The sequence below is a fragment of the Actinopolyspora mzabensis genome, from assembly GCF_900101095.1.
Taxonomy (GTDB): Bacteria; Actinomycetota; Actinomycetes; order Mycobacteriales; family Pseudonocardiaceae; genus Actinopolyspora; species Actinopolyspora mzabensis.
The window spans coordinates 106,438-132,169 of the sequence record NZ_FNFM01000001.1; the positions used below are offsets into that span (position 1 = coordinate 106,438).

The 25,732-nt window shown below is 68.0% G+C and carries 22 protein-coding genes, 1 tRNA gene and 1 pseudogene; 13 read left to right on the plus strand and 11 right to left on the minus strand.

The window, feature by feature from the left end:
• Positions 1-262 precede the first annotated feature (262 nt).
• Positions 263-799, plus strand: a pseudogene (gene purN, locus BLR41_RS23755) (phosphoribosylglycinamide formyltransferase); the annotation flags it as partial.
• Between the two features lie 48 nt (positions 800-847).
• The gene (gene purH / locus BLR41_RS00445; RefSeq protein ID WP_218119862.1) at positions 848-2,422 is read left to right on the plus strand and encodes a bifunctional phosphoribosylaminoimidazolecarboxamide formyltransferase/IMP cyclohydrolase; all 1,575 of its coding nucleotides are present in this window, start codon (positions 848-850) and stop codon (positions 2,420-2,422) included.
• Positions 2,423-2,580: 158 nt separating this feature from the next.
• Here purH and BLR41_RS00450 read toward each other — a convergent pair whose 3' ends face one another.
• Positions 2,581-3,498, minus strand: coding sequence for an SDR family oxidoreductase (locus tag BLR41_RS00450; protein ID WP_092625253.1), 918 nt, complete (start codon positions 3,496-3,498; stop codon positions 2,581-2,583).
• A 912-nt stretch (positions 3,499-4,410) separates the two neighbouring features.
• Between BLR41_RS00450 and BLR41_RS00460 the strand changes: the two genes are divergently transcribed.
• Complete coding sequence (locus BLR41_RS00460; RefSeq protein ID WP_245693680.1) at positions 4,411-4,881, plus strand: universal stress protein; 471 nt, start codon at positions 4,411-4,413, stop codon at positions 4,879-4,881.
• Between the two features lie 181 nt (positions 4,882-5,062).
• On the opposite strand, the gene BLR41_RS00465 is transcribed toward BLR41_RS00460, so the two are convergent.
• Complete coding sequence (locus BLR41_RS00465) at positions 5,063-8,023, minus strand: TNT domain-containing protein (RefSeq protein WP_092625259.1); 2,961 nt, start codon at positions 8,021-8,023, stop codon at positions 5,063-5,065.
• Positions 8,024-8,440: 417 nt separating this feature from the next.
• Between BLR41_RS00465 and BLR41_RS00470 the strand changes: the two genes are divergently transcribed.
• Genes BLR41_RS00470 through BLR41_RS00480 form a run of 3 tightly spaced genes read left to right on the plus strand, consistent with a single transcriptional unit; the run spans position 8,441 to position 10,568 of the window.
• The gene (locus BLR41_RS00470; RefSeq protein WP_176797773.1) at positions 8,441-9,430 is read left to right on the plus strand and encodes a DMT family transporter; all 990 of its coding nucleotides are present in this window, start codon (positions 8,441-8,443) and stop codon (positions 9,428-9,430) included.
• Entirely contained in the window at positions 9,411-10,262 is an 852-nt protein-coding gene (locus BLR41_RS00475) for a bifunctional methylenetetrahydrofolate dehydrogenase/methenyltetrahydrofolate cyclohydrolase (protein WP_092625261.1), read from the plus strand. The genes BLR41_RS00470 and BLR41_RS00475 overlap by 20 nt, the downstream gene beginning before the upstream one ends.
• A 12-nt stretch (positions 10,263-10,274) precedes the next feature.
• Positions 10,275-10,568, plus strand: coding sequence for a DUF3017 domain-containing protein (locus BLR41_RS00480; protein ID WP_092625960.1), 294 nt, complete (start codon positions 10,275-10,277; stop codon positions 10,566-10,568).
• A gap of 168 nt (positions 10,569-10,736) precedes the next feature.
• Here BLR41_RS00480 and BLR41_RS00485 read toward each other — a convergent pair whose 3' ends face one another.
• The 4 genes from BLR41_RS00485 to BLR41_RS00500 all read right to left on the minus strand — a co-directional run bounded on the left by BLR41_RS00485 (position 10,737) and on the right by BLR41_RS00500 (position 13,554).
• On the minus strand, positions 10,737-11,582 hold the full coding sequence (locus BLR41_RS00485) for a DUF4253 domain-containing protein (protein ID WP_092625263.1): 846 nt from the start codon (positions 11,580-11,582) through the stop codon (positions 10,737-10,739).
• A gap of 166 nt (positions 11,583-11,748) precedes the next feature.
• Complete coding sequence (locus tag BLR41_RS00490) at positions 11,749-11,943, minus strand: DUF1918 domain-containing protein (protein WP_092625265.1); 195 nt, start codon at positions 11,941-11,943, stop codon at positions 11,749-11,751.
• A 244-nt stretch (positions 11,944-12,187) separates the two neighbouring features.
• A complete protein-coding gene (locus tag BLR41_RS00495) occupies positions 12,188-12,616 on the minus strand; it encodes a hypothetical protein (RefSeq protein ID WP_092625267.1) in 429 nt (142 codons plus the stop codon).
• Positions 12,617-12,723: 107 nt separating this feature from the next.
• Positions 12,724-13,554 carry a metal-dependent hydrolase gene (locus BLR41_RS00500; RefSeq protein ID WP_092625269.1) on the minus strand — a complete coding sequence of 277 codons (831 nt, stop codon included), beginning with the start codon at positions 13,552-13,554 and terminating at the stop codon, positions 12,724-12,726.
• Positions 13,555-13,844: 290 nt separating this feature from the next.
• Between BLR41_RS00500 and BLR41_RS00505 the strand changes: the two genes are divergently transcribed.
• The 4 genes from BLR41_RS00505 to BLR41_RS00520 all read left to right on the plus strand — a co-directional run bounded on the left by BLR41_RS00505 (position 13,845) and on the right by BLR41_RS00520 (position 19,651).
• Entirely contained in the window at positions 13,845-15,065 is a 1,221-nt protein-coding gene (locus tag BLR41_RS00505; protein ID WP_092625271.1) for an NADP-dependent isocitrate dehydrogenase, read from the plus strand.
• 583 nt (positions 15,066-15,648) lie between these two features.
• Entirely contained in the window at positions 15,649-16,242 is a 594-nt protein-coding gene (locus BLR41_RS00510; RefSeq protein WP_245693682.1) for a TetR/AcrR family transcriptional regulator, read from the plus strand.
• A gap of 7 nt (positions 16,243-16,249) precedes the next feature.
• Positions 16,250-18,439 (plus strand): MMPL family transporter, encoded by a 2,190-nt coding sequence (locus BLR41_RS00515; RefSeq protein WP_092625273.1) that lies wholly within the window; start codon positions 16,250-16,252, stop codon positions 18,437-18,439.
• Between the two features lie 291 nt (positions 18,440-18,730).
• Positions 18,731-19,651 carry a hypothetical protein gene (locus BLR41_RS00520; protein WP_092625275.1) on the plus strand — a complete coding sequence of 307 codons (921 nt, stop codon included), beginning with the start codon at positions 18,731-18,733 and terminating at the stop codon, positions 19,649-19,651.
• Between the two features lie 248 nt (positions 19,652-19,899).
• Here BLR41_RS00520 and BLR41_RS00525 read toward each other — a convergent pair whose 3' ends face one another.
• Entirely contained in the window at positions 19,900-20,103 is a 204-nt protein-coding gene (locus BLR41_RS00525) for a DUF397 domain-containing protein (protein ID WP_092625277.1), read from the minus strand.
• Between the two features lie 9 nt (positions 20,104-20,112).
• On the minus strand, positions 20,113-20,952 hold the full coding sequence (locus BLR41_RS00530; protein ID WP_176797744.1) for a helix-turn-helix domain-containing protein: 840 nt from the start codon (positions 20,950-20,952) through the stop codon (positions 20,113-20,115).
• A gap of 145 nt (positions 20,953-21,097) precedes the next feature.
• On the opposite strand from BLR41_RS00530, the gene BLR41_RS00535 reads away from it, so the two are divergent.
• A complete protein-coding gene (locus tag BLR41_RS00535) occupies positions 21,098-21,517 on the plus strand; it encodes a hypothetical protein (protein WP_218119826.1) in 420 nt (139 codons plus the stop codon).
• Positions 21,518-21,672: 155 nt separating this feature from the next.
• Here BLR41_RS00535 and BLR41_RS00540 read toward each other — a convergent pair whose 3' ends face one another.
• Positions 21,673-22,107, minus strand: coding sequence for an acyl-CoA thioesterase (locus BLR41_RS00540; RefSeq protein ID WP_092625281.1), 435 nt, complete (start codon positions 22,105-22,107; stop codon positions 21,673-21,675).
• A 132-nt stretch (positions 22,108-22,239) separates the two neighbouring features.
• On the opposite strand from BLR41_RS00540, the gene BLR41_RS00545 reads away from it, so the two are divergent.
• Positions 22,240-22,314 (plus strand) — tRNA-Val (locus tag BLR41_RS00545).
• Between the two features lie 53 nt (positions 22,315-22,367).
• Here BLR41_RS00545 and BLR41_RS00550 read toward each other — a convergent pair.
• A complete protein-coding gene (locus BLR41_RS00550; protein ID WP_092625283.1) occupies positions 22,368-22,847 on the minus strand; it encodes a CGNR zinc finger domain-containing protein in 480 nt (159 codons plus the stop codon).
• A 102-nt stretch (positions 22,848-22,949) separates the two neighbouring features.
• Between BLR41_RS00550 and BLR41_RS00555 the strand changes: the two genes are divergently transcribed.
• The gene (locus BLR41_RS00555; protein WP_092625285.1) at positions 22,950-23,816 is read left to right on the plus strand and encodes an alpha/beta fold hydrolase; all 867 of its coding nucleotides are present in this window, start codon (positions 22,950-22,952) and stop codon (positions 23,814-23,816) included.
• 610 nt (positions 23,817-24,426) lie between these two features.
• Here the strand turns inward: BLR41_RS00555 and BLR41_RS00565 are convergent.
• Complete coding sequence (locus BLR41_RS00565; protein ID WP_218119827.1) at positions 24,427-24,720, minus strand: hypothetical protein; 294 nt, start codon at positions 24,718-24,720, stop codon at positions 24,427-24,429.
• Positions 24,721-25,732 lie beyond the last annotated feature (1,012 nt).

Genomic DNA, 25,732 nt, shown 5'->3' on the forward strand with positions numbered 1-25,732 from the left:
GACGGTTTCGCTGCTCGTACGGTCGTGCACGATTCGTGCTCGAATCCTGAGTGTTGCGCCACTCGTATCGGGACCTGCCGGTCGTGATCGTGGGCGGGGCGCCTAGTCTGCGGGTGACATTTCGTCAGCGCGACATCCACCAGGCCGTCATCAGGAGTGCACACTGAGCGCCCCACTCCCAACCGCCGCGGAACACGACAGTTCGACGGAAACGCAATCCTCGGTCAGAAGTTTCCGACCGTCCCGGCCAGTGCGCGTGGTCGTGCTGGTCTCCGGATCCGGCAGTCTGCTGCAGGCGTTGCTGGAGGCCACCGCCGATCCGGACTACCCCGTTCGGATCGTGGCGGTGGGCGCGGACCGTTCCGGCATCACGGGACCGCAGCGTGCCGAGCGGGCCGGAATTCCCACCTTCACCTGCCGACTCCCGGAGTTTTCGAGTCGCCAGGACTGGGACCGGGCACTGACCGAGGAGTGCGCCGCTCACGAGCCGGATCTCGTGGTCTCCGCGGGATTCATGAAGCTCGTCGGCCCCGAGTTCCTGGCCCGGTTCAGCGGGCGCTATCTCAACAGCCATCCGGCGCTGCTGCCCTCTTTCCCGGGTATGCACGGGGTGCGGGACGCGCTGGACTACGGCGTCCGGGTGACCGGCTGCACCCTCTTCGTCGTCGACGAGGGGGTGGACACCGGTCCGATCCTGGCCCAACAGGCGGTCGAGGTGTCGCCCGACGACGACGAGGAGAGCCTGCACGAGCGGATCAAGGCCGTGGAGCGGCGAACGCTGGTGGAAACGCTGGAACGGCTGGCAGTGCACGGTTGGACCGTGCGAGGACGAAAGGTGAGTATCGGGGTGAGCGCTGACTCGCGGCAACAACGGCGACCCGTGCATCGCGCGTTGATCGGGGTTTCGGACAAGGCAGGTCTGCTTGAGCTGGCCACGGGGCTGCACGCGGCCGGTGTGGAGATCGTTTCCACCGGGGGCACCGCGCGGACCATTTCGGCCGCCGGAGTTCCGGTTACGCCGGTGGAGGAGCTCACCGGTTTTCCGGAGGCCCTGGACGGTCGGGTGAAAACGCTGCATCCCAGGGTGCACGCCGGGTTGTTGGCCGATCAGCGCAAGCAGGAGCACGTCGAACAGCTCGCCGAGCTCGACATCGCCGCCTTCGAGCTGCTGGTCGTCAACCTCTATCCGTTCAATCGCACGGTCGCCTCCGGCGCGGAGCCGGAGGAGGTCGTGGAGAACATCGACATCGGTGGCCCCGCCATGGTGCGGGCGGCGGCCAAGAACCACGCGAACACGACCGTGGTGGTGGATCCGAACAACTACGAGTGGGTGGTCGAGCGGGTTCGCGCGGGCGGTTTCGACGATACGGAGCGCGCCGAGCTCGCGGCCGCCGCGTTCCGGCACACCGCCTCCTACGACGTGGCCGTCGCGGGCTGGATGACCGGCCGCACCGCGCCCGAGGACGAGACCTTCCCGGGCTGGGCCGGTGAGACCTGGGAGCGCCGCAGCGCGTTGCGTTACGGCGAGAACCCGCACCAGCCCGCCGCGCTGTACGTCTCGGGCGGTGAGGCGGTGGGGCTCGCCGCCGCCGCGCAGCTGCACGGCAAGGAGATGTCCTACAACAACTACGTGGACGCCGACGCGGCGTGGCGCGCCGCCCACGATCATCGGCGGACCTGCGTGGCGGTGGTCAAGCACGCCAATCCGTGCGGTATCGCGGTCTCCGACGCGGGCGACGTGGCCGAGGCGCACCGCAAGGCGCACCAGTGCGACCCGGTCAGCGCCTTCGGTGGTGTGATCGCCAGCAACCGGGAGGTCTCGGTGGGGATGGCCGAGCAGATCGCCGAGGTCTTCACCGAGGTGGTGGTCGCCCCCGGCTACGCCGAGGGGGCCCTCGAAGTGCTGCAGCGCAAGAAGAACGTGCGCATCCTGACCGCGCAGCCACCGCACTCGGGGCGGGTCGAGATGCGGGCCATCTCGGGTGGCCTGCTGATGCAGGGAGCCGACGAGATCGACGCCGACGGCGACGACCCGTCGAACTGGACACTCGCCTGCGGTGACCCCGTCGACGAGGCCACGCTGCGGGATCTGGAGTTCGCCTGGCGCACCTGCCGGGCGGTGAAGTCGAACGCCATCCTGCTGGCCGATGACGAGGCCACGGTCGGGGTCGGGATGGGGCAGGTCAATCGGGTGGACTCGGCTCGGCTGGCGGTTTCCCGCTCCGGGGAACGCGCCGCCGGTTCGGTGGCGGCTTCGGACGCGTTCTTCCCGTTCCCCGACGGGCTGCAGGTGCTGCTGGACGCGGGGGTCCGCGCCGTCGTGCAGCCGGGTGGTTCGGTGCGCGACGAGGAGGTCACCGAGGCGGCCAGGGCCGCGGGTGTTCCGCTCTACCTGACCGGGACGAGGCACTTCGCGCACTGATCGAAGTTGTCCCCGTTCTCTCGGGAGGGCGATTCGTTCCGGGACTCCGTCGGCGGTTCGGTGCGGAACCGCCGACGGGCTCGGCGGGGAGAGCGCACGGTCGCCGGAGCGGGACTCGCCCGCGATTACCCCTCCCGCCGAGGTCGTGTTCGCCGTTGTCAGGCGGTGTCGGTCTCGTCGAGCCAGCTGTGCCAGGGTTGCGCGGCGACCCACCGCGCGATCGGTGTGGTGCTGATCCCGAGCGTTCGACGCGGGAGGTCGTGGTCGGCGACGAACAGTTCCGGATCCGGTTTCTCGGCCAGCCAGTGGTAGATACCGCCCACGCCGGAAGCGGCCGCCGGGCCGATAACCCTGCCGAGCCGGCTCACGAACTCGCCGACCTCCTGCGGCCGGAAGACGATCGGACGGCCCATTCCCCGGGAGAACCGCTCGGCGAGTTCGGCGCCGGTGACCGCCTCCGGTCCGCCGATGCGCAGCGTGGTGTGCTCCAGTCCCTCGCGATGCAGCGCGGCCACCGTGGCCGCTGCCAGGTCGTCGTGGCACAGCCAGGAGACCCGCAGGTCGGCCGGTAGCGGGTAGGACAGTACGCCTTCCCCGGCCAGTTCGGGACCGTTCCACGGGCTGAATATGTTGTCCAGGTACACCGGTGGGCGCAGGGTGACCACGGGTAGGCCGCTGTCGCGGAGAATCGCCTCCGCGATTCGCCTGGTGTCGTAGGCGGCGTACGAGGTGGCGGTGTCCGGCACCGGAGTGTTGGTGTTGTAGACCAGCCGGCGGACGTTCGCCTCGCGGGCGGCTGTTACGACGTTGTGGGCGTAGGTCTCGATCAGTCGTGCGTCGAAGTGCAGCGGAAGTTGCACCGCCGCGTGGGTGACGCCGCGGAAGGCCTCGCGGACACTGTCCGGATCGGCCAGATCACCTTGGACGGTGGTGAGTTCGGGGGCTCGTGGAGCCGGAGTGCCCTTGCCCCGTGCGAACCCGCGAACCCGGTAGCCCTCCGCCAGCAGTGCCCGTGCCACGGCGGCTCCCTGGAAGCCGCTGGAGCCGATCACCAGGTAATCGTCCGATTCGGACATGTTTCTCCCGTCTTCCGGAGTCCTGTTCCGCCGATGGTGTGGCGTGACGCGTCTCGTGCCGTACTCCATACCTGTTTTCGGTACGGATAACCAGGCTTCCCGCGCGGTGGCTTCGACGCTCGCACGTTCGAACGGATCGTTCGATCACCTGTTCGAATGAATGTATTGACGTGGCGCTTCGGGCGCGGTTTACTTGAGTCGTTCGAACAGGGGTTCGACTACGGGGTGATTCCAACGTGGTCGGTTCGAACGCGGTGACTGGTGGCCGGCGTCGGGGGTCGGCCACCGCCACGACGCGGTGTCGTGTTTCGACACCAGGCGAGCGGAACGCCTCCCTCGCGTGACCGCCGTACCGGGTAGCGGGAGCCCGGTACGTGCACGCGAGAGCTCGTCTCCGTCGCGGCGTCGCCGTTCCGTGGGGCGGATCGCCACGATCGCCGGGGTGTTCGTGGTGATCCGTCCACAACGGAGGCACGCTGCTTGCTTCGCTCCGCACGGAACCCGTGCGGAGCTCGGCTCACCTATGGCGAGCACATCGGTGTTGGCCCTCCCACACCAAATCGAATGTGTTTTTCCCCACTCGCTCGGCCGCCGTGTCGTCTTCCTCGTTCGCGCGACGGGGGTCCCACGGCGTGACTCCGGATGCTTCGCGCGATCCGTCGGTGCCATTCCCAGCTTCCGACGACCACTCGGTCCGCACTCCCGGAGCACGCGGGAGCACCGCGATCGCGCTTCCCCGGCCAGGTACCAGTCCCCTGCGCTGCGGCTACCGTGCGGTTCGCGTGCTTCTCCCGCTCTCGGGCCCGTCGCTCGTCCCGACCGTCCGGGGGCGGTGCCCGCGGTGGGCCGTTCCACCGCGCGAGTGTGTCGCACCGCGCCGAACCGGACGCGTCCGGCAATTACCATCCAAGCGTGGCCGAAGGCGACTCCAAGGAATATCCGGAGCCGAGTTTCGAGATCGGCAAGGACGGGCTGGGCGGCATAGTCGTGGGACTCGACGGCAGCCCGGCGAGTTTTCACGCCGCCGCCTGGGCGGCCGGGCTGGCACGGCGGGAGCGAGCTCGTCTGGTGCTCGTCTACGTCGAGGCGGTCGGCGGAGTCGCCTACTGGTCACCGATGGGGGTGGCGGTGGCCAGCGAAGCCGCCGAGGGGCTCGTGGAGGATCTCAAGCAGGAGATCGTCAATCATCTGAAGTGGGTCGACATCGACTGGGACTTCGTGCACCACCGCGGCGATCCCGCCGTGGGCCTGGAGCAGGTGGCCGAGCAGTACCGGGCCGACCTCATCGTGGTGGGCCGTTCCCGCAGACGCGGTGGTCTGTTGGGCACCGTGCCCGCCACGTTGGTCGTGGAGGCCGTGCGACCTGTGGTCGTCGTTCCCTGAGCGGAGTTCCCGGCCGGGTCGGTTGGGCCTCTCCGGAACCTCCAGTGCCGGAAAGGCCCACGTCGAGCAGGCGACACGACAGGAAAACGTCGGTGAGTCTTCCGGCCGGGTGGCCCGGCCCCACGGGCTCCGTGGGGCCGGGCCACCCGAACGCGCTGTCGCAGCGCCGTGAACCGCGGTGTCAGCCTTCCATCGGGGGGCGCGCGGCCTCGTTGCCCTGCAGCGTTACCAGGGTTCCGTCGCCGAGCAGCTCGTTGACCGAGACGGGCAGCACGTAGGCCGTTCCACCACCCGGCTGCTCGAACCAGGGCACAGCGGTGCCGGACAGCACCTGCACGGGCCGCTGCACCCGGTAGGCGAAGTAGCTCCGGGTCGCCCACTGCGGCGGCAGCGAACGCTGGTTGTAGGGCGTGCGGATCGCGTACGTGACATTGCCGTCCGGATCGCCGAACCGGTCCAGTTCGGTGCCCGGCTGCAGCACCGTGTGCTGCCTGCTCCGGTAAAGGGTCAGCGGTGGCTCACCCCGCAACGGCTGGATCGGCTGATCCGTTCCGGGACGCCCCTGCTGTGCCGCACCCGCGGCACCCGCCTGGGACTGCCCCCCGGGTATCTGCCCGTTCGGCGGGCCCTGCGGTTGTCCGGCCTGCGGTTGTCCGGCCGGCGGTTGGCCACCGGGGATCTGCCCGTTGGGCGGTGGGCCTTGCCCGCCCGCGGCGGGTTGGCCCATGGGTCCACCCGGGACACCGGGTTGTTGCGGTCGGGGAGGGGTCGGAGCCCCCGGTGGTGGTGGCGCTCCTCCCGGCGGCACAGGGCCCGGACGCTGCCCTTCCTGGCCGGGTGCACCCTGGTTCGGCGGCGGGGCCGACGGTGGGCCAGCGGGATGCTGCGGTGGCTCGGTTTGTCCGGAGTGGCCTTCCTGCCCCGGGGCGCCGGGTTGCGGAACCGGGCCGGGTTGCTCGGAACGAGGCGGACGCTTCGGCAACGGTGGGGGCATCTGCCCCGGTGGTGGGGTCGCTCCGGGATCCCCCTCGCCCGCGGGGGCCTCCGTGATGTGACTGGAGGATTCCTCCGGTGCCGGTTCGGCCGGTGCCTCCTCGGCCGAGTCCACGGCGGAGTCTTGCGGTTCGTCCTGCCACTGCTCGGTGGCGGTGAACAGGAAGTTGCCCTCCGGTGCCGCCGAACTCCCACTCTCCGTGGTGGGGGTGCGCCTTGGGAGATCGCCGAGTGGCCCGGACTCCGCCTGCCTCGGCTCGTCCGCCATCGCGTGATCGGCCACGGCTGGTTCGGCGGAGGTCACATCGGTGAAAAGCGAAGCGTCGGAGTCGACCTCCGGCGCCGTAGCCGGCGGCTGTTCAGCGGTACCCGGCTCCGTCACCTCAGGATTCGGCTCTCCAGGTCCTGTTTCCCCGGCCCCTGCTTCCTCCGGAGTCGCAGGCGCCGTCTCCACGGGTGCGGCCGGAGCCTCGGCTTCCGGCACCGCATTCGTGGGCTCTTCGGTTTCGTTGAGCAGCAGACTTCCCAGCAGATAGGCGCAGGCCTGTTCCGGGCGCGCGAACCGCATCGGCTCCTCGCTCGTCCCGGGCGGTGTCACCACCCAGTCGGCGCCCTCGTCGCACAGCGACCACACCGACTCGGAACGCTGCCCCAACCGGTACTCGTTCGTGTCCAGCCCGAGTTCGTCGAGTCGTTGCCGAAGCTGACCGAAGATGATCTCGGGGTTCTCCTCGGACTCCCCGGTCATGCCGTGCCGGGAAGTGGTGACCTCCTCGCCGAACGGGTCCGGCTCCGGCTGTTGCTCGGTGCCGTGCTCGCCGGTGAATTCGTCCCCGGTGAGGTTCCCACTCTCGAGATCGCCGCCCTCGAGATCCCCGCCGTGGGAGTCCTCGGTTGCGAAGTCGGTCACGTGCTCCCGTGCTTCGGGGGAACCGTGGTGTTCGTACGGTGTCGCGGTGGCCGGATCCGGCATCGGGGGCGCGTTGGTCCCGGCGGACTCCCCCGGCACCGGGTAGTCGTACAGCCCCGCGCCCTCGCCGTGCACCGGGTGTTCACCGAAGGACGCCTCCGGCGGGGGTGGGTCCTCGACCGGCATCGCCGTCACGGCCTCGGTGGAGCCGGTCGGGCGATCGTCGGCTTCCTCCCGGAGCCGTTCGTCGTAACCGAGGTCCTGCTCCGCCGGGGCGAACTCTTCCGCGGTGTCGAAGTCCGCCGCCTGCTCGGCCTCTTCGGCGGCGCGGGCGGCTTCCTCGGCCGCTTCCATCACGCCGGGACCCAGCTCCCCGAACCGAAAACCGTTGGAGCGGATGTGCTGCAGCAGCTCGGGTTGTGGCGGCACGCCGTACTGCGCCAGGTAGTAGGGCACCTCGGTGGGCCACACCCAGGAACCGTCACTGTGCCAGCTGTCCGGGATCGCTTCCGGTCGGTTCGGGTCCAACCGGTCGGCGATGTTGTACTCGGCCGCCAGCACGATCGGGGCGTTCTCCAGGTAACGCCGCAGTGGCTCGCTCTCCTGCGGCGCGAGCGGCGGCCTGTCGTGCACCAGCGGCCGTCCCTGCTCGTCGAGATCGTCGAACACCCGGGCGACGGTCAGGCGGGGGTGCTCGGCCGGCTCGCCCCCGGCCCCGGTGTTTTCCTCGCCCGGTGGTGGTGTGGGGAACTCCGACGCGTTCGGTGGTGCCTGCTGCTCGCCTGTCGCGGCGACCGCGTTCGCGGGGCGCCCCAACCTGGCGTTCATCCAGTCGGGGATGTTGTCCTCGGAACGCGGGTAGCGGTTCAGTTCGTCGACATAGGCCTCGGCGGGCAGCGGCTGTTGCCACTGGGGTTCCTCGTCGAAGTTGATGTCGATGCGGTAGCTCGACGGACGCTCCACTGTGTACAGCGCACTGAGCCAGGTGCCCACGTCGGGCCGGTACATGCCCTCGCGGAGATGCCCGAAGATCCCGTTGAGTTCCTCCGGCGGTTCCCACGCTCGGCTATCGCCGTCCTGCAGGGTCACTTCCGCGAGCAGGTCGTGGTACTCACCCGTGGCGCGGTATTCCACGGTTATCTGCTGCCAGTCCTCGGGGGCCTCCTGTAGCAGCAGGACCCCGATCCTGCGTGCTATTTGTTCCTGCTCTTCCGGGCTGATCGCTGTCGGGCGCGACATGGGTGTCATCCTCCCCCTCTCAACCGGGCCCTCCGACTCCACCCCACCTCGACGTTACTCGATCGGCCCCCGGCGATGTCCCCCGGTTCCGGGGTTTCGCCTGGTCGGGTCGAGCGGTGTGCCGTTCGGTGCCGGGGCGGATTTCCGTCTCCCGTGTCCGTTGCCCCGCGACGCATCCTGTCCGGGGCGAGCTCGGTGAACGGCTAGGCGTATCCGGTCGTTGGTGGACACTCCGCCCGGTGGGACCTCCGGGCGTCCCCTGCCCGGGAATTCCCGAGGCGTTCCGAGCCGGGGTGCGATACTCCCGAGGTTCGATACCTCGAGGGCCGAATCAGTCACAGCCGCGGGTACCCCGCCCGGTGGCCGGATACGGTCGTTTCCGTGCCTACCGAAACAGCCGCCGGTTCCCCCGCTCGTATGAGGCGGGTGCTGCCCCGCGTGTTGGGTCTGCTCGGTGCGGCCGGGGTGGGCTTCCTACTCGCTTCGCAGTCCCGGGTCAACGGGGTTCTCGGCACCCGCTTGGAGCACGCGCTGGCGGCCTCGGTGATCTCGTTCGGCGGCGGGCTGGTGCTGTTGCTGGTGGTCACGCTCGTCAACTCGAACGCGCGACGCGGTATGAGGCGGCTGGCGCGTGCGGTGCGCGGGGACACCGGACTGCGGCCCTGGCAGTGCCTCGGCGGTGTCTGCGGTGCGTTCCTGGTGTTCAGCCAGAGCGTGGCCGCGAACCTGCTCGGCGTCGCGCTGTTCACCGTCGGAGCCGTCGGCGGGCAGATCGCCAGCGGCCTGATCGTGGACCGGCTCGGGCTCGGAGCCGGAGTGGTGCGTTACTTCACGGCCCGCCGGGTCGCCGGTGCCGTGCTGGCGCTGACCGCCGTGATCGTCGCCGTCTCGGCGCGGCTCGGAGCTGCCCACGCCAGCTGGCTGGTGCTGTTGCCCGCCGTCGCCGGGGTCGGAGTGGCCTGGCAGCAGGCCATGAACGGCCTGGTGAAACAGACGGCGGACTCGGCCGTCTCGGCCGCCACCCTCAATTTCGGTACCGGTACCACCGTGCTGCTCATCGCTTTCGCCGTGGACAGCGTGCTGCACGGGTTGCCGTCGGAGTGGCCCGCCGCGCCCTGGATGTATATCGGTGGGCCGATCGGGATCTTCGTGGTGGCGGGTTCGGCGGTACTCGTGCACTACACGGGCGTGCTGTTGTTGAGCATGGGCATCGTCTTCGGGCAGCTGTCCGGCGCTCTGCTGCTCGATCTGTTGTTGCCGGTGGCCGGTTCCCGGGTCGATGTCGCCACCGTTCTCGGGATCTGCCTGGCGCTGCTCGCGGTCGTCGTCGCCTCCGTGGGCAGGGGCGGAGTGTCTCCCCGCGCGCGGTCTGCGACGATAACCAATCGTGAGCGCCACGATTCTTGACGGTAAGGCCACCAAGGACGCCATCTACGACGAGCTGCGGCCGCGTGTGGCCGCGCTCGCGGAGCAGGGTCGTACACCGGGTCTGGCTACGGTCCTGGTGGGCGACGATCCGGCCTCGCACTCCTACGTGCGCGGCAAGCACAACGACTGTGCTCGTGTCGGGATCAATTCCATCCGCAAGGAACTGCCCGCCGACATCGGGCAGGCCGAGCTGGAAGGCGTTGTCGACGAGCTCAACGCCGATCCGGCCTGCACCGGCTACATCGTGCAGCTGCCGGTGCCCGAGCACCTGGACACCGGAGCGTTGCTGCAACGGGTCGACGTGCGCAAGGACGCCGACGGGCTGAACCCGGTCAGCCTCGGCAGACTGGTGCTCGGCGAGCCCGCACCACTTCCCTGCACTCCCAGGGGAATCGTCGAGCTGCTGCGCCGCTACGGGGTCGAACTCAACGGTGCGCACGTGGCGATCCTCGGCCGCGGGATCACCGTGGGCAGGCCGTTGGGGCTGCTGCTGACCCGGCGCAGCGAGAACGCCACCGTGACGCTGTGCCACACCGGCACCAAGGACATCTCCGCCGAACTCTCCAGGGCGGACGTCGTGATCGCGGCGGCGGGCAAGCCCGGGCTGGTGACGCCGGACATGATCAAGCCCGGTGCGGCGGTGCTCGACGTGGGTGTCACCCGCGGGGACTCCGGCCCGCTGGGGGACGTGCACCCGGACGTGGCGGAAGTGGCCGGTTTCCTGTCGCCGAACCCCGGTGGTGTGGGGCCGATGACGCGCGCCATGCTGCTGACGAACGTCGTCGAGGCCGCCGAGCGCGCCGCGAGCTGAAGTCCAGTGGCGATGATCGATCGGTTCGGCGGTAAGCGCGTTTCGGCGCAGCTGGGCTTCGCGCTCGTGATCCTGCTCGTCCTGTTCGGCGGGTTGCGGGTGGCGCTGTCGCACTGGCGCGAGGGCGCCACGCTGCTCGGGGGAGCCCTGCTGCTCGCCGCCGTGCTGCGCGGTTCGCTTCCCGCCGAGCGGGTGGGGCTGCTGGCCATCCGCAGCCGGGTGGTGGACGTGCTGCTCTACGGCGCCCTGGGGCTGGTGATCGTGTTCGTGGCAATAACGATCACGGGTGGTCCGCTCTCCGGATGATCCGGGCTGCCGTAGCCCACCGCGTTGCTCGGTGGGCCGGCAGTCCGCGCCGCGTACGTTTCGCGCGAGATCGACGCCGCCCGAACGGGGAACCGCCCCACGTGCCCGGGGCCCCCGCTCGGCGGCTCCGCGATCTCGCGAGAAATCGAGCCCCGCGAGGCCGAGCGTTCAGTCCCACCAGAACGACCACTGGCGTCCACCCCGGATCTCCTCGGCGTAGGACGCGATGCTGCCGCTGTCCTGCATGACCCGGTCGGGGGCGAACGTCCAGTGCTCGGCGGCCACCGCGGCCGCGTGTTCCCGTCGGGTGGGCGGCGCGGCGACGCTGAGATCCAGCCGATCCGGCCCGAGCCGCAGCACCCGAGCTCCGAAACGTTCCTCCCAGCTGCGCAGCATCGCCGACAGCCCGGCACAGCGAGACACGTGGTTCGCGGCCCCGGACCAGCCGAGCACCGTGAGAATGTCCGCGCCTCGAGGCGCCGGTACCAGGCCCAGCCGCGTCTGCTCGTTCAACAGGCGCTGGGTGAGTTGGTTGGCCAGCACCGTCGCGTCCGCCAACAGGTCGCCCGCGGGTGCCGGACCGGGGCAGGTGTGGTCGAACGGGGCCAGACTCTCCAGGTCGTAAGCCGGACCGAGCTCGGAGTCGACCTGGCACAGACCCTCCCAGATCCGGGCCATTACCTGCTCCACGTGCCACTTGTCGACGTGCGCGCGCGGTTCCGGGGCGACCACCCCCACGGTGCAGCGCTCCCCGTAGATCTCGGTGTCGTCGACCAGCAGGAGGGGCCAGAGTCCGTTGGTGCCGCTCTCCGCGCGGAGCGTGGCCAGCAGTTGCGCCGAGGGGGGTTCCTTGCTTATCCAGCACAGCGGACCGGGGTCCTGCCTGTCGCCGATCCTGGTGGACTGCTCGGACAACAGCTCCCCGGCAGGCAACTCCCGGCTGCCCGCGAACCCGATCCGAAGCATCGCCATCGGGTCGGCAGTGGTCTCACCCTGCCGCTCTTCCCATAGCACCGCACTGCCTCCTCACCAAGCGGTCCCACGCCGCTAGCGGCGAGTCGGGACTGTCGCTGTGGCGATCAGTGTGCCATTCCGGCTCGTCCCGTGGCTCGTGCAGTTCGGTGCGATGTTTCGGACAGCCCTCGAACCTCCGCGGAGCCCGAGGGTGCCCGTGTCCGCGTCACGCGCCTGCGGGGTGCCCCTCCACCTCGCAGTCCGTTCCGGGATAGACGAGCCGCTCGTGGCCGTCGTCGAACCGTACGAGGTACGGCGGGTTCCCGTCCTCACCGCGTACCTCCAGGATGACTCCCACCCGGTCCGGCTGTTCGATGGTCCTGCTGTGCATGTGCAGGCGTTCTCCCGTAGTCGCCTTCATCCTCGTCACCTCCTGTGGAACGCGTTCCCAGGATAGGTGACCGAGGACACGACACGCAGTGCCTCGGGCCGTTGACCACCGAATATTCGAGACGGCGGGACGCTCGCCCCCGCCGTCGCCAGTTCGAGTGCCGGGGAGTCCGATCACGGGGGAGTGGGAGCACGGGGGAGTGGGAGCACGGGGGAGTGCGAGTACCGAGGAGCTGTCGCCGAGTGAGGCCTCGGCCGTACCCCGGTGGCTCGGGTCAGCCCGTGGTGCCGGAGCAGATTCGCAGCACGCGCTCGGTCTGCTTCAGCTTGTGCTGGGTCCACTCGGCGCTGTTCTCGATGGTGACCTCGCCGGTGGAGACCTGTTGCATCGACTGCTGCACGTCCCGCAGCGCGTCGCTCAACGCCTGGTCCGAGGTCTGCTCGGCGAGCTTGCCGATCTCCTCGGCCTTGGAGTCTGCCTGTTCCCGGAGTTGCTGCTGGTCGGAGAAGTTCGGCACGAAATTGACCAGTCCGGTGGCTTTCGCGCAGTTCTGGGCGGTTTCGAGTCCCCGCTGGGCGCTCTCGATGCCTTGCTGGGCGTTCTCGACTCCCTGCTGAGCTTCCTGCAGCTCGCCGCATGCCGCCACACCGGCGAACAGGGGGAGGGAGATCGCCAGTACGGCCAGTTTGCCGCGAATACGCATGGTTCCTCCGTCGTCGGCGCGGACTGTCGGGCGGTCCGCCGCACCCGCAGCCTACCGGTGTTCCAGCGATCTCCGGGGTCGCCGTTGTCGAATTCGTCCGGATCGGCTCAGCGGGGGGTGATCCAAGCCATGACGCTCGGAGGAAGTCCGAGTTGTTCGAGCCACGGAACCGCGCCCACCCGGTAGAGCACCACGGTGGACAGCAGTACCGCCACGATCGTCAGGCCGGGGCCGATCAGCGCCAGCTCCACCTTGCCGCCGGTCTGCATCCGCAGCGCCTTAGGTGGGGCGACGGGGTACCAGGTCTGACCGCCGAAGGGGAGCGGCCACAGCATGGGGCAGCCCTGCTCGGTGATGGCGTCGCCGAGGAAGTGCGCCACGCAGCCGATCATCACCGCCACGCCGAAGGCGGCGGCGTCGTGGGACTGGTCGCCCGCCCACGCCCAGCACACGATCGTCAGCACCAGTGACACGGCGGCGATCAGCAGCGCGTCGCTCTGCGGTGACCAGTTGTTCAGCAGTCCCCGCACCGTCAAACCCGCGAACACGAACATCAGGATGCCCACGGCGGTGCCGTTGCTGCTCTGCACGATCGCCGTGGTGGTCAGGCCGGCCAGGATCGCGAAGACCACCGTGTGCGTGAAGCCGCGATGAGTACCCGCCCGGTCGCTGTCGTGCTGGGTGCGGGTCAGCCTGTACAGGAACCCGCTCAGCCCGCTCATGGCGGAGGAGACGCCGCGCGAGATCGCGCCGAACGTGCGCGCGACCGTGGAGGACGGGTGGTCGATGTCCGGCAGCAGAGCGGAGCCGGTGGCCAGCGTCGCCCCCACGACCCATGTCTTGGGGGAGAGTTGGCCGATGGTGTGCGCGCCTGCCAGCGCGGTCACGGCGGCCCAGGCCGCGAGCCCGCTCATCGCGTGGGTGGGTCCGGTCGCCAAGAAGTCCCTCCAAGGTCACGGCTCGCGGGTGAGCTTAGCCGGTGTGATCGCCGGACTGTGCGTGACTCGCGCCGTTCCTGGCCCACGGGTGGGGTGACGCCGATTCGGGTGTGTCGTTACTCACTCTTTCGTGGGGCCGCATCGCCCGCGTGAGGGATGAGCGCTGCGACGCACGCCTGCGGGATTCGTTTTGTGAATCCTGTTCGCAAAGGGTGGGGCTCACAGCCGGCTCGTTTAGCAGTACGCTTGTACCGTTTGCGTTTCTCGTGTGAGAGGAGCACCCCGCCACCATGAGCAAGATCAAAGTACAGGGCACTGTCGCCGAACTCGACGGCGACGAGATGACCCGGATCATCTGGTCCTTCATCAAGGACAAGCTGATCCACCCCTACCTCGACATCAACCTCGACTACTACGACCTCGGGGTCGAGCACCGGGACGCCACCGACGACCAGGTCACCGTCGACGCGGCCAACGCGATCTCCAAGCACGGTGTCGGCGTCAAGTGCGCCACCATCACTCCCGACGAGGCACGTGTCGAGGAGTTCGGACTCAAGAAGATGTGGCGCAGTCCCAACGGGACCATCCGCAACATCCTCGGCGGCGTGATCTTCCGCGAGCCGATCGTCATCTCCAACATCCCGCGCTACGTGCCGACCTGGACCAAGCCGATCGTCATCGGCAGGCACGCCCACGCGGACCAGTACAAGGCCACGGACTTCAAGGTTCCCGGCGCGGGCACCGTGACCGTCACCTACACCCCGGCCGACGGTTCCGAGCCGATGGAGCTCGAGGTCGCGAACTTCCCGGAGCAGGGTGGCGTGGCCATGGCCATGTACAACTACCGCCGCTCCATCGAGGAGTTCGCCAGGGCGTCCTTCCGCTACGGCCTGGAGCGGGGCTACCCGGTCTACATGTCCACCAAGAACACCATCCTGAAGGCCTACGACGGCGTGTTCAAGGACGTGTTCGAGGAGGTCTACGAGAACGAGTTCAAGGCCGAGTTCGAGGCCAACGGGCTCACCTACGAGCACCGGCTGATCGACGACATGGTCGCCACCGCCCTGAAGTGGGAGGGCGGCTACGTCTGGGCCTGCAAGAACTACGACGGTGACGTGCAGTCCGACACGGTCGCGCAGGGCTTCGGCTCGCTCGGCCTGATGACCTCGGTGCTGATGACCGAGAACGGCACGGTCGAGGCCGAGGCCGCCCACGGCACGGTCACCCGGCACTACCGCAGGCACCAGCAGGGTCAGGAGACCTCCACCAACCCGATCGCCTCCATCTTCGCCTGGACGCGCGGGTTGCAGCAGCGCGGCAAGCTGGACTCGACCCCCGAGGTCGTCGAGTTCGCCAAGGCGCTGGAGCAGGTCGTCATCGAGACCGTCGAGAGCGGCAAGATGACCAAGGACCTCGCGCTGCTGGTCGGCGACAACCAGCCGCACCAGAACACGCAGGACTTCCTGAACACGCTGGACGAGAACCTGCAGAAGAAGATGGCCCAGCGCTGAGGTTCGCCCTCGTGCTCACCCGGGCGCGGCGATTTCGCGAGAAATCGACGCCGCCCGGCCACGCCGGAAGGTAGTGGTGGCCGTAAAGCCAGGTGGCCGGAAGGCCCCGGGGCCGAAAGTTCGAGGGCCGGAAGCTCACGAGGCGCCGCCCCGTCGTGCGGACAACCGCGCGGCGGGGCGGCGCCCTTTTTCGTGGCTCCCGTGGTTCTGCCGGCTCCGGCCCTGAATCTCACCGCTCCCGCACCCCGTTGGCCCCTGACTCCTGCCTCCGGCTCGGGCCCGGTTCCGGCGCTCTCCGATGCCCTATCCGATCGCCGACGCGGCGATTTCGCGAGAAATCGACAGCCCATCGGGGGTGAACCCCCCCCGCCGGGTAAAGCGGTCATCCCGCTTTCGGGGTAAGAACCGGGTCTTCTTCGGGCAAGGACCGGATCTTCGGTGATTTCACCACGATGTTCGGCAGCGTTCCGCTGCGCCGTTCGGCGGTGTGTCGCTGCGCTGTCCGGTGGTGCGAGCAGCGTCACAAACCGATCCGGTCGCTTTACCGACCGAACCGGTAGGTAACTCGGGTACCGTCGACGGTGTGACAAGACCGTTCCGGGAGCAGGTGGACGAGGAGATCCTCGACCGTGCCGCCGAGCTGTTCGCGCAGCACGGCTTCGCCCAGACATCCCTGAAGGCGCTGGCCGAGGCGGTGGGGCTGTCCAAGGCCGGTCTGCTGCACCACTACCCGAGCAAGGAAGCGATCCACGAGGCCGCGCTGGAGACGGGGCGGGCGCAGGCCCGGTTGGTCCTCGCCGACGTCGCTCGGCTCTCGCCCGGACCGGAACGCGATCGGCGGGCGCTGGAGTTGCTCACCGACGTCGCCCTGGAACGAGCGGGGCTGGTGAGCCTGGCCCTGCGGCCCATCACCGCTCCCGATGACCACGCCGACGCGCTCGACGCCGAGGACGTGCTCATCCACGAGATATTCGCCCTCGATCCGGCGGACCACGGTTCGGAACGGCTCGTCCGAGTCATCGGCGCGCTGAGCGCGCTGGCCGTGCTCAGCCTCATGGCCAACCACAAGGGGGACAAGACCACCTGGCGCCCCCGGATCATCGCGATCTGCTTCGACGCTCTCGGCCACTTCCGTACCGGCACTTCTTCGTCCGGTTCCGACCAGCTGGAGGACTGACTGCTACATGGCACGCCTGTTATACCGACTGGGCATCGGTGCGCAACGGCACCGGTTGCTCGTCGTCGTGATCTGGTTGATAGCCCTCGCGGGCGGTGGCGTGGGTGCGGCGACGCTCTCCGGCCCCACCTCGGACAGCTTCTCCATCCCGGGGCAGGAGTCCACCATCGCCCAGGACAAACTCCAGCAGGAGTTCGACACCGGCGGGGGAGCCACGGCCCGCGTGGTGATGCGGGCCCCCGACGGGGAGAAACTGACCGCCCCCGCCAACGCCGCCGAGGTCAAGGGCATCGTCGCCGACCTGTCCGAACAGCCCGGCGTGGTCTCGGCCAGTAATCCGCTGAACCCGAAGGCCCCCACGGTCAGCCCCGACCAGAGCACCGCCTACAGCACGGTCACCTACGACGGCGGCATCGGTGAGATCACCGAGCAACAGCGCGAGGCGATGCTGGACACCGTCGAGCAGGCCGATCAGGGCGCGTTCACCGTCGAGGTGAGCGGCCAGGCCGTCACCGCCACCCCCTCCGTCGGTGGTCCGGGAGAGGCGATCGGAGTCATCGCCGCGCTGGTGGTCCTGAGCCTCACCTACGGCTCGCTGGTCGCCGCCGGGATGAACCTGATCACCGCCGGTGTCGGTGTGGGGATCGGCGCGCTCGGCGTCAGCATCGCCACCGGCTTCATGGAGCTGCAGTCCACCACCTCCATCCTGGCGACGATGCTGGGGCTGGCGGTCGGAATCGACTACGCCCTGTTCATCATCAACCGCCACCGGCAGGAACTGCGGCAGGGCAACGACATCAGGACCTCCATCGCCACCGCCGTGGGCACGGCCGGTTCCGCGGTGGTGACGGCCGGACTCACCGTGTTCATCGCGCTGGTCGGGCTCTCGGTCGTGGGCATTCCCTTCCTCACCCAGATGGGTGTGGCGGCGGCGGCGACCATCGTCGTGGCCGTCCTCGTGGCCATCACCCTGGTGCCGGCCGTGCTCAGCTACCTGGGACGGCTCGTGCTGCCGCGCAAGCAGCGCACCGCACCGGCCGAGACCGACGCCAAGACCGAACGGGCCGTCTACCCCGGCTGGATCCGTGCGGTCACCCGCGGTCGGATCCCGGCACTGCTGATCTCGCTCGTCGCGCTCGGCGCGGTGGCCATCCCGGCCGCCTCCATGCAGACCACGCTGGTGCAGACCCCCTCCGAGGGCACTACGCAGGCCCGAGCGCAGCAGATGCTGGCCGACAGCTTCGGCGAGGGCGTCAACGGCCCGCTGGTCGCCTACTTCGAGGGCGACGACGCGCCGCGTACCGCGCAGCAAGCCACCAAGGCGATCGCCGGACTCGACGACGTCGCCACCGTCACACCGCCCACGCCCAACGCCGAGGGCAACGCCGCGATGGTCACCGTCATCCCGAAGTCCGGTCCCGCCAGCGCGGAGACCGAGCAACTGGTCGGTGACCTGCGTGACCAGCTGGCCGACATCAACGGTGCCGAGAGCTACGTGACCGGAACCACCGCCGTCAGCGTCGACGTCGCGCACTCACTGGACCAGGCGCTGCCGATCTACCTCGTGCTGGTCGTGGGGTTGGCTCTGATCCTGCTGGTGCTGGTGTTCCGCTCGATCCTGGTGCCGCTGGTCGGCGTGCTCGGCTTCCTGCTGACGCTGGGAGCCGCGCTCGGCGCGACCGTGGCGGTGTTCCAGTGGGGCTGGCTGAGCGATGTGGTCAACCTCGACGACACCGGGCCGCTGATCAGCCTCACCCCGATCCTGATGATCGGCATCCTGTTCGGACTGGCCATGGACTACCAGATCTTCCTGGTGTCCCGGATGCACGAGGCGTACCACAAGGGACACGCGGCCCGCGACGCGATCGTGAGCGGCTTCCGGCAGGCGGCACCTGTCGTGGTCGCGGCGGCGCTGATCATGTTCTCGGTGTTCGCCGGGTTCGTTCCGGCGGGCAACGCCACCATCAAGTCCATCGCCTTCGCCCTGGCGATCGGCATCCTGGTGGACGCCTTCGTGGTCCGCATGGTTCTGATGCCCGCGGCGTTGGCGCTGCTGGGCAGGGCCGCGTGGTGGCTGCCCCGCTGGCTGGGGTGGCTGCCCGCCCTCGACGTCGAGGGCAACGCGATCACCGACAGCGGCGAGTCCGACGACGGGAGCGGTTCCGACGAGAAGCAGCGGGCCGGGGTCGGTTCGTGAGCGGAGATCGGCACGTGAGCCGAACACCGGCCGGGACGCTCGATCCGTGAGACCGAGCCCGGTCGGTGAGTGAGCGGACGGGTGGCCCGGCGCCGAGGAGATCGGCGCCGGGCCACCCTTTTCTTCCCCTGATCCGGTGCGTCGGGAGCCCTGCTTCGCCACCGCCGCCCGTGGCGCGTCGAACTCGCGCGAATTTCACGTCGCCCCGAAGACCGCACTCCGGGATCCCAGGGACTTGCTGAGTAGTTTCGCTCTGTTCGCACCGCGTCACGCTCTGTTCCGGTGGCGGCGATGAGCGATCACGACATTTCCGACGACGACCCCGAGAGACCCGGTCGCGCCGCTACGGGAGCGGTGGTGACCGCAGCGTTGCTGGGGGCCTGCCTCGTGATGCTCGCCCGCTCGCTGCAACTGCTCTGGCAGCAGGACACGTTGCTCGACGTGACCACCACGTCTTCGCGGCCCGGGGTGAGTGACGTGCTGCTCCGGGGTTTCATCTACTGCTTCATCGCGGCGGTGGTGGCGGGATACCTGTGGTTCACGACCCGTGCGATGTGGCTGTGCGGGCTCGCCCGGCCGGTCGCCACCGCGCTGGTGAGCCTCGGAGTGGCCGCGTTGCTCGTGCTGCCGACGGGGGCGCTACTGCGGTACGCGCTGGATTCGAGCGCGGGCTGGTTGACGGAGCTTCTGCTGTTTCCGGCACTGAGCGCGCTCGGCTACGCCTCGGTGGTGCGCTTCGAACTCGGCCGCCACGGCTATTCGAGAGGACCCCACCCCACTTCCAGGACGGCGGTTTTCGGAGCCGAGATGCTGGGGATCTGCTTCGTGCTGGTCGTCTGGTCGGTGTGGATGTACTACTGGTTCGCCCGGCTCGCAATCGGTATGTCGTCAGCGCAGGAACCCGCGAGCCTCATCGTCGCCATCCACTGCGTGCTCGCCGTGCTCCTGCTGGTGCAGGGGTGGTTCCTGGTCCGCATGATGCGGGTGATCCACCCCGCCGGCCCCGTGCCGATGCTGTTGCTGGCGCTCGGCGGCTGGCTGGTGCTGGCAGTGCTCGCCGGTTTGGCGCAGTGGGGGCTGTGGGAACTGTGGCGAGTACGTTCCGGCTACGAGGTTCACATCCCGTTGCTCGCGCTGTTGGCCGCCGCGAGCTTCGGCCTGGTGGTGCGCGGTGCGCGCCGAAGGAGGGCAGTTTCGGAAGGGCGAGCGTAAAACCGGGTTCGTCCCTGCGGCGGTAGCCGATCACGGTGCACTACCAGTCGGCGAGTGCCTGGTGGTCTTCCGCGTCCAGCGCGATCGCCTTGAACCTCGCTGTCATGCGGGCATTCCACCACGGGACACCGACAGTCCCGGTCCGTCGATTTCTCGCGAAATCGCCGCGCCGCGGAGGAACGGCGCCGTAAAGTTCGCGAGAAATCGACGGCCCCGTGAGGCGGTCCGGGAGGTTCAGCCCGGAAGGTTCAGCCGAGTCGGTCGTGGTGGAGGTAGTGGAGGAAGTTGGTCCACTGGGTGTGGGTGAAGTGGTGGTGGGGTCCGTCGGGGTTCTTGGAGTCGCGCAGCCGCCAGCCCGTCGTGTGGTAGGCGACCTCGACGCAGTTCTCCGCGCCCGCGCTGAAGCTGGATTTGTGCCAGTTCGGCTCGTCGTGATTCCGCGTTTCGCGCATGTGCTGCTCCTAGCTCAGTTCCTCGATGCGTCGATCGATTGCTTCGACAGTCTTTTGGGGACTCAGCGCGACCGCACGAAGGTTGTCATAGGCGAGGTTGTAGACCCGAACATGTTCACGGCCGAGGTAGTCACTGCCGGTCAAGCCTTCGGTATAGACGATACTCGGCTTGCCCTCCAGCAGAGTGATGATTGTGAACGAGGTCCCGTGGCATGTGTGCGCACCCCCGTCGAACGGGACCACTTGAACGGTCGTGTTCGGGGAGTTGGCGAACTGCCTGATCTGTTCGAGTTGATCACGCAACACTCTCTTCCCGCCGATCTCGCGGTGCAGCGCCTCCTCACCCACGATCAGCCAGAACCGGGCCTCTTCGTTGTGCAACAGAGTTGTCGCCCGTTTGATGCGTTCTTCGGCCATGCGGTCGACATCGGCGCGGGAAACCACGACTGAGTCGGACAGCATCGCGTGGGCGTACTCGAACGTCTGCACGGTTCCCGGGAACGAGTCGGGGAAGAACAGTTTGAGTTCGGTCGCGGCGGCGATCAGGTTGACATACTTGGTCGCCCACTCGGGGACACGTGCGGGTGGCAGTTTGCGTCGTGCTTCCGTGGCCAGTTCCTTGAGGGCGTCAGCGCGTTCCCGCGTGATGCCGAAGACGTCGATCGCCTTCGACAGTTCCCTGTCGGTGACGCTCTTGTCACCCTGCTCGACCTTCGAGAGCTTTCCCGCGTACCAACCGAGCCGCCTGGTCGCATCCGATGTGGACAACCCGCTGTTCTCGCGGGCCTCGCGCAGTTCGGCGCCCAGCAGGATCCGCTGCACGACCGGCCCTGGATCTTCCTCAGTCACGTCAGCAGTCTGTCCCATCGCTCGTGTCGTCCGTAGCTGTCCCTCGTGCGGAGTAATTTCGCCATCAATGACTTTTCTACTGGAATTTCCGGTGTAAGTTGCCGAGCAACGAGTTACACGATATGTGATCGAAAGGGTGCGCAGCATGACGGGGACGTCCACCGGTCGGGAGTTCGAGGAACCAGCCACGGGAGAGTCGCCGGACGCGGGGCGAAACGGCAGAAACGGGTCACTCGCGCATCCGTTGGACGCCCACGTGGTCGATCCGACGGACATGCCGCCGCTGTGCGGCGAGAGCGAGTTCGCGGAGTTGATGAGCGGCATGGTCACCGATACCGCGCCCAGGGTGTTCGCGGTGGTGCGCGAGTACGGCGAGCGGGTGGACGCCAGCGTCGCGGCATGGGGCATGGCCTTCGAGGATCACGCCGAGCTCGTGGCCGTCGACGGCACCGTGCGGATGCGGGTCCCCGAACCGGAGCAGGCGGCGCGCCGGTTCCGCTTCGGCAGTCACATCGCTGCCCGCGTGGTGTGGCCGGTATCGAACGGCGCACGCGAACTCGACTGAATACGATTCCCCATCGTGTCCCGATTCCCCGTCCTGCCCCGGCTGCCGGTGCTTCGTCGAGGTCCGGTGCGGCACTTCCCGGGAACCGATTAGGGAGTCGGAGTCACTCTGCCGTACCGGATGGGCACGCGCCGCCGAACGAGTTTCGCGGGCGATCACAGCGAGCGCAGCGCGGCGCGGATCTCCTCCGGTACCGGAAGGGTGCTGTGGGTCTCGCGGTCCACGTAGACGTGCACGAACCGCCCCAGCGAGGCGGCTTGATCGCTGCCGTTGCCGAACACCGCCAGCCCGTAGGTGACGCTGGAGTTGCCCAGCCGCCGCAACCCGATCCCCACCTCGACATCGTCGGGAAAGCTCAGCTCGGAGAGGTACCGGCAGCCGGTCTCGGCGACCATGCCGATCGCGGGCAGCTCGCGGATGTCGGTTCCGGTGGCCCGCATCAGCCAGCCGTTCACGGCGGTGTCGAACCAGGAGTAGTGCACCACGTTGTTCACGTGGCCGTAGGAGTCGTTATCGCCCCAACGGGTCGTGATCGGCCACAACACGTTGAAGTCCGCACGCTTCGGGGGTGGATCGGGAAAGTCGGACACGCCGGGCAGCCTAACCCCTCGGTGCCGGGCGGACCCCGTGTCAAGGACGACTGTCACGGACGGTACGATGTTTCGTGTTCGGCAACGAGCTGGCAATGCTCCGAACGGAGCATCCACCGTCCGATTACTCAGGCGCGATTAGCTCAGCGGGAGAGCGCTACCTTGACACGGTAGAGGTCGCTGGTTCAAACCCAGCATCGCGCACCACTACCTCCGTTCCGGATCAGCCGCGCGATCGGCGCCTCCGGGGTCGGCACGATTCAGCGGGTGCGTTCGTAGTGGCGGCGTGCCTTCGCGCGGTTGCCGCAAACGGCCATCGAGCACCAGCGGGCGCGGTTGGCGCGGCTGCGGTCGAGCAGGAACAGCCGGCACTCGTCGTTGGCGCAGGGGCGTAGTCGGCCCGGAAGCTCTTCCTCGGTCTCGGCCCAAGCCAGGATCACCTCGACTGGCAACCGGGCGTGCGGGGGAGTGCTGAGAGTCCACCGCAGACCGTCCGAAGTGAACTCCGGGGTTCGGTGGACCCCTTCGAGCAGCGGGCTCAACGCCTCGGGCGAGCTCTCCCCCAGCACCACGTCCCGCAGGGCGTCCCGTGTCCGGCGCAGCAGCGCCAGTTCTTCGAGGCTGCCTTCGCCGCCGTGCTCCCGCGCCCAGCGCTTGCCTTCGGCGGGGTCGCCGAGCGCGTCCTGCTCCTCGCCGTTCACCAGTGGCCTGCTGTTGAGCAGGTCCAGCAGCGCGTCCATCGGGTATCGCTCTCTCTAACTGGTTCGAGTTCTTTGACAGGTTAGCCCAACCGTGCTTCCATAGCCAAAGCTAACCACATAAAAACCTTGAAGGGGTTAGAAATGAGCTCGGTGCACCACCGGACCACCACCGTCGAGGGCCACGAGATCTTCTACCGCGAGGCAGGGCCGGCCGAGGCCCCCACGATCGTGCTGCTGCACGGCTACCCGACCAGCTCTTTCATGTTCCGTGAGCTCATCCCGCTGCTGGCAGGGGATTACCACGTCATCGCGCCGGACCACCTCGGCTTCGGCCGCTCGGCCGCCCCCGGAGTGGAGGAGTTCGAGTACACCTTCGACGCCCTCGCCGAACTCACCGACGGACTCCTCGACCAACTGGGGTTGGAGAGCTATGCCCTCTACGTCCAGGACTACGGCGCTCCCATCGGATGGCGTCTCGCACTCAAGCACCCCGAACGGATCTCCGCCGTGGTCACCCAGAACGGCAACGGCTACGAGGACGGTTTCGTCGAGTCGTTCTGGGCCGATGTCTGGGCGTACGCGGCGAATCCCGGCCCCGAGACCGAACCCGCGGTCCGCGCCGCGCTGAGTCACGAGGCCATCCGCTGGCAGTACGTGCACGGCGTGCCCGATCCGAGCGTGGTCAGTCCGGACACCTGGGAGCACGACTTCGCCCTCGTCTCCCGCGAGGGCAACGACGAGGTCCAGCTGGCGCTGTTCCGCGACTATCCGAACAACCGCCCGCTCTACCCGCTGCTGCACGAGTTCCTGCGCACCAGCGGAGTGCCGGTGCTCGCCGTGTGGGGACGCAACGACGAGATCTTCGGCCCGGATGGTGCGCGGGCCTTCACCCGCGACGCCGAGGACGCCGAGGTACACCTGATCGACGGCGGTCACTTCCTGCTGGAGAGCCATCTGGACGTCGTCGCGGGCTACCTGCGCGGCTTCCTCGGGCGGGTGCTGGGCTGAGTTCGCGGGCCGAATTTTCGATCGCGGCGGCCGGTTGTTCGGAGCGAATCATGACCCCGAAGTGCGTAGGGAGGCACCCGGAGAATCGAACGAAGTCGTCTGAAATCCGGAAGTCGATTCCCCGAACACGAGCGCCACCGGGTCGATGGAGTTTCGGAAGTGTTCGGGGCGATACCGGTCTTCCGGAACCGGCCGCGGCGGCACCATCGGTCACAGGCGCGCGAGAACGAGTGGCTCGACGCGGTGGATTCCGTTGCGACCTTCGCGGCCGGAACGCGTTCGATCGTTCGAATCCGGCGATCGCTTGACAAGTTCGGGCGAGCCGTGACCCATTGGGTCAGCCCGCATTGGAATGCGAGCGAAGTACTCGTGTTCGTCCCACGGCGGAATCGGAAAGACTGTTGGTCCCGCTGCCTCCGGTGAGGCTACTGAGCCAGGTCGTCCAGGACGGTGGTGACGTCGTTGGGATGGTAATAAGTACGGCCGGAGTCAGTGTAGCGGCGCCAGCCGTGCTTGTGCGCATAACGATAGATGGTCCCCTTGGGGATGCGCCATATGGTGGCTATGTCATCGGCTGTCAAACCGGCTACCGGAACTTCACGCTCCAAGTTCATTCTCCTTCGCTGCTCCGTATCTGACGGGCGAGTTTCGACCACCAAGTGACCGGCCACGAATGTGTGGGGGAGGTCGTGCAGACGATTTCGGAGGGTGGGATTTCGCCGTGAGGGCGAATGAGGGCGAACAGTTCGCCCGCGCAGTCGGAATCGGGGCAGTAGCCGACGCGTACGCGTCTGCCGTCGTCCGGATAGGCGATGCCGCGTGCGGTCCGCTCGAGATACCGGATCTCGTCCACCAGATCACCCGCGGCGGAATGACGGGCCAGCCAGTCGACGTGGTGGGCCAAGAAGCACGCGAGCGCGGAAATTTCCCGCACGGGTGGGGTCAGCCGCCGTTCCTCGGTGACGAGACCGGCCCAGGAGGCGAGGACCGTGAGGATGGAAGACCGTATCTCGGCGGTGGTGGCGTTGATCGATGAGTCAATGTTGGCGGCTCTTCGTGGACGTTTCCGTATTACCCTTACTTCTTTCGAGCCCCCACCTCTATTACAATCGGAATACAATGTGGGTAGTATTCGCAGATTACTTGCGAGGCGTTCCCGGCACCCCCGGCACAGAAACCCCTGGTCGGTTCTGCGTGGCCCTTTCCTCCCACTTTCGCATGAGGAAGCTCGGCATAACTCGCTCCCCACTGTACGGCCTCCAGACGTAGATTCGCTCAGCTGATCGGAAAGAAGTCGTACTCGTGCCGTGCGCTCCCGTGGACTATGCGTAACCCCGCTGCTAAGCAGGGAGCAGATCGCACCACAGCTGTACTTGTCAACCGGGAAGTCGACACGGTGTGCGGAGTAGGCTAACCAGCAGCCGATCGACGCAGCGCCTCTGCTGTGGACAGTCCTGTCGGCTGGTGCGGCCGGTGTTCGCGGATTTCCTCCCTGGGCCCGCGTTTCGGGTGTGCCCTGGTTCGACTGCCGCACCCCAAGCTGTTTCCGGGGACGGAGCGAGGACTGCTCCTTTCGGCCGAGTGAGAATTTCGCGGTTCCGGCGTAGGCAACCCCCGCCGGACCTCCGAGCGCCCGACGCGGTGCGCGCGACCGTGCGGATCGAGGAAGGGACGAGTGCCGAAAAGGATGCCTTGACAACCAGCTCGCGAAGAACGTATCAATATACTTGTTGTCCTGATTATGCCCTGATAAGAAGAAAAGCGGCTTCATCCGCGCGAATGGGTTTGTCAGTCGTAAATCGCTCCCGTGGACAGCGGCCGCTGCACGGTGCAACCAGGTGTGCGGAACGCACCGGTCGGCTCGCGGAGCGGGTCGAACGTATCGGATATGTACCGGAGTCGGAACGGTCCCCGAT

Bases quoted from the DNA above. Each gene is read 5' to 3' on its own strand.
- BLR41_RS00495 (WP_092625267.1), bottom strand. From the start codon at position 12,616: ATGCGTATTCGCGGCAAACTGGCCGTACTGGCGATCTCCCTCCCCCTG.
- BLR41_RS00515 (WP_092625273.1), top strand. From the start codon at position 16,250: ATGGCACGCCTGTTATACCGACTGGGCATCGGTGCGCAACGGCACCGG.
- BLR41_RS00480 (WP_092625960.1), top strand. From the start codon at position 10,275: ATGATCGATCGGTTCGGCGGTAAGCGCGTTTCGGCGCAGCTGGGCTTC.
- BLR41_RS00450 (WP_092625253.1), bottom strand. From the start codon at position 3,498: ATGTCCGAATCGGACGATTACCTGGTGATCGGCTCCAGCGGCTTCCAG.
- BLR41_RS00550 (WP_092625283.1), bottom strand. From the start codon at position 22,847: ATGGACGCGCTGCTGGACCTGCTCAACAGCAGGCCACTGGTGAACGGC.
- BLR41_RS00505 (WP_092625271.1), top strand. From the start codon at position 13,845: ATGAGCAAGATCAAAGTACAGGGCACTGTCGCCGAACTCGACGGCGAC.
- BLR41_RS00535 (WP_218119826.1), top strand. From the start codon at position 21,098: ATGACGGGGACGTCCACCGGTCGGGAGTTCGAGGAACCAGCCACGGGA.
- BLR41_RS00525 (WP_092625277.1), bottom strand. From the start codon at position 20,103: ATGCGCGAAACGCGGAATCACGACGAGCCGAACTGGCACAAATCCAGC.
- BLR41_RS00520 (WP_092625275.1), top strand. From the start codon at position 18,731: ATGAGCGATCACGACATTTCCGACGACGACCCCGAGAGACCCGGTCGC.
- BLR41_RS00470 (WP_176797773.1), top strand. From the start codon at position 8,441: ATGAGGCGGGTGCTGCCCCGCGTGTTGGGTCTGCTCGGTGCGGCCGGG.
- BLR41_RS00465 (WP_092625259.1), bottom strand. From the start codon at position 8,023: ATGTCGCGCCCGACAGCGATCAGCCCGGAAGAGCAGGAACAAATAGCA.
- BLR41_RS00490 (WP_092625265.1), bottom strand. From the start codon at position 11,943: ATGAAGGCGACTACGGGAGAACGCCTGCACATGCACAGCAGGACCATC.
- BLR41_RS00555 (WP_092625285.1), top strand. From the start codon at position 22,950: ATGAGCTCGGTGCACCACCGGACCACCACCGTCGAGGGCCACGAGATC.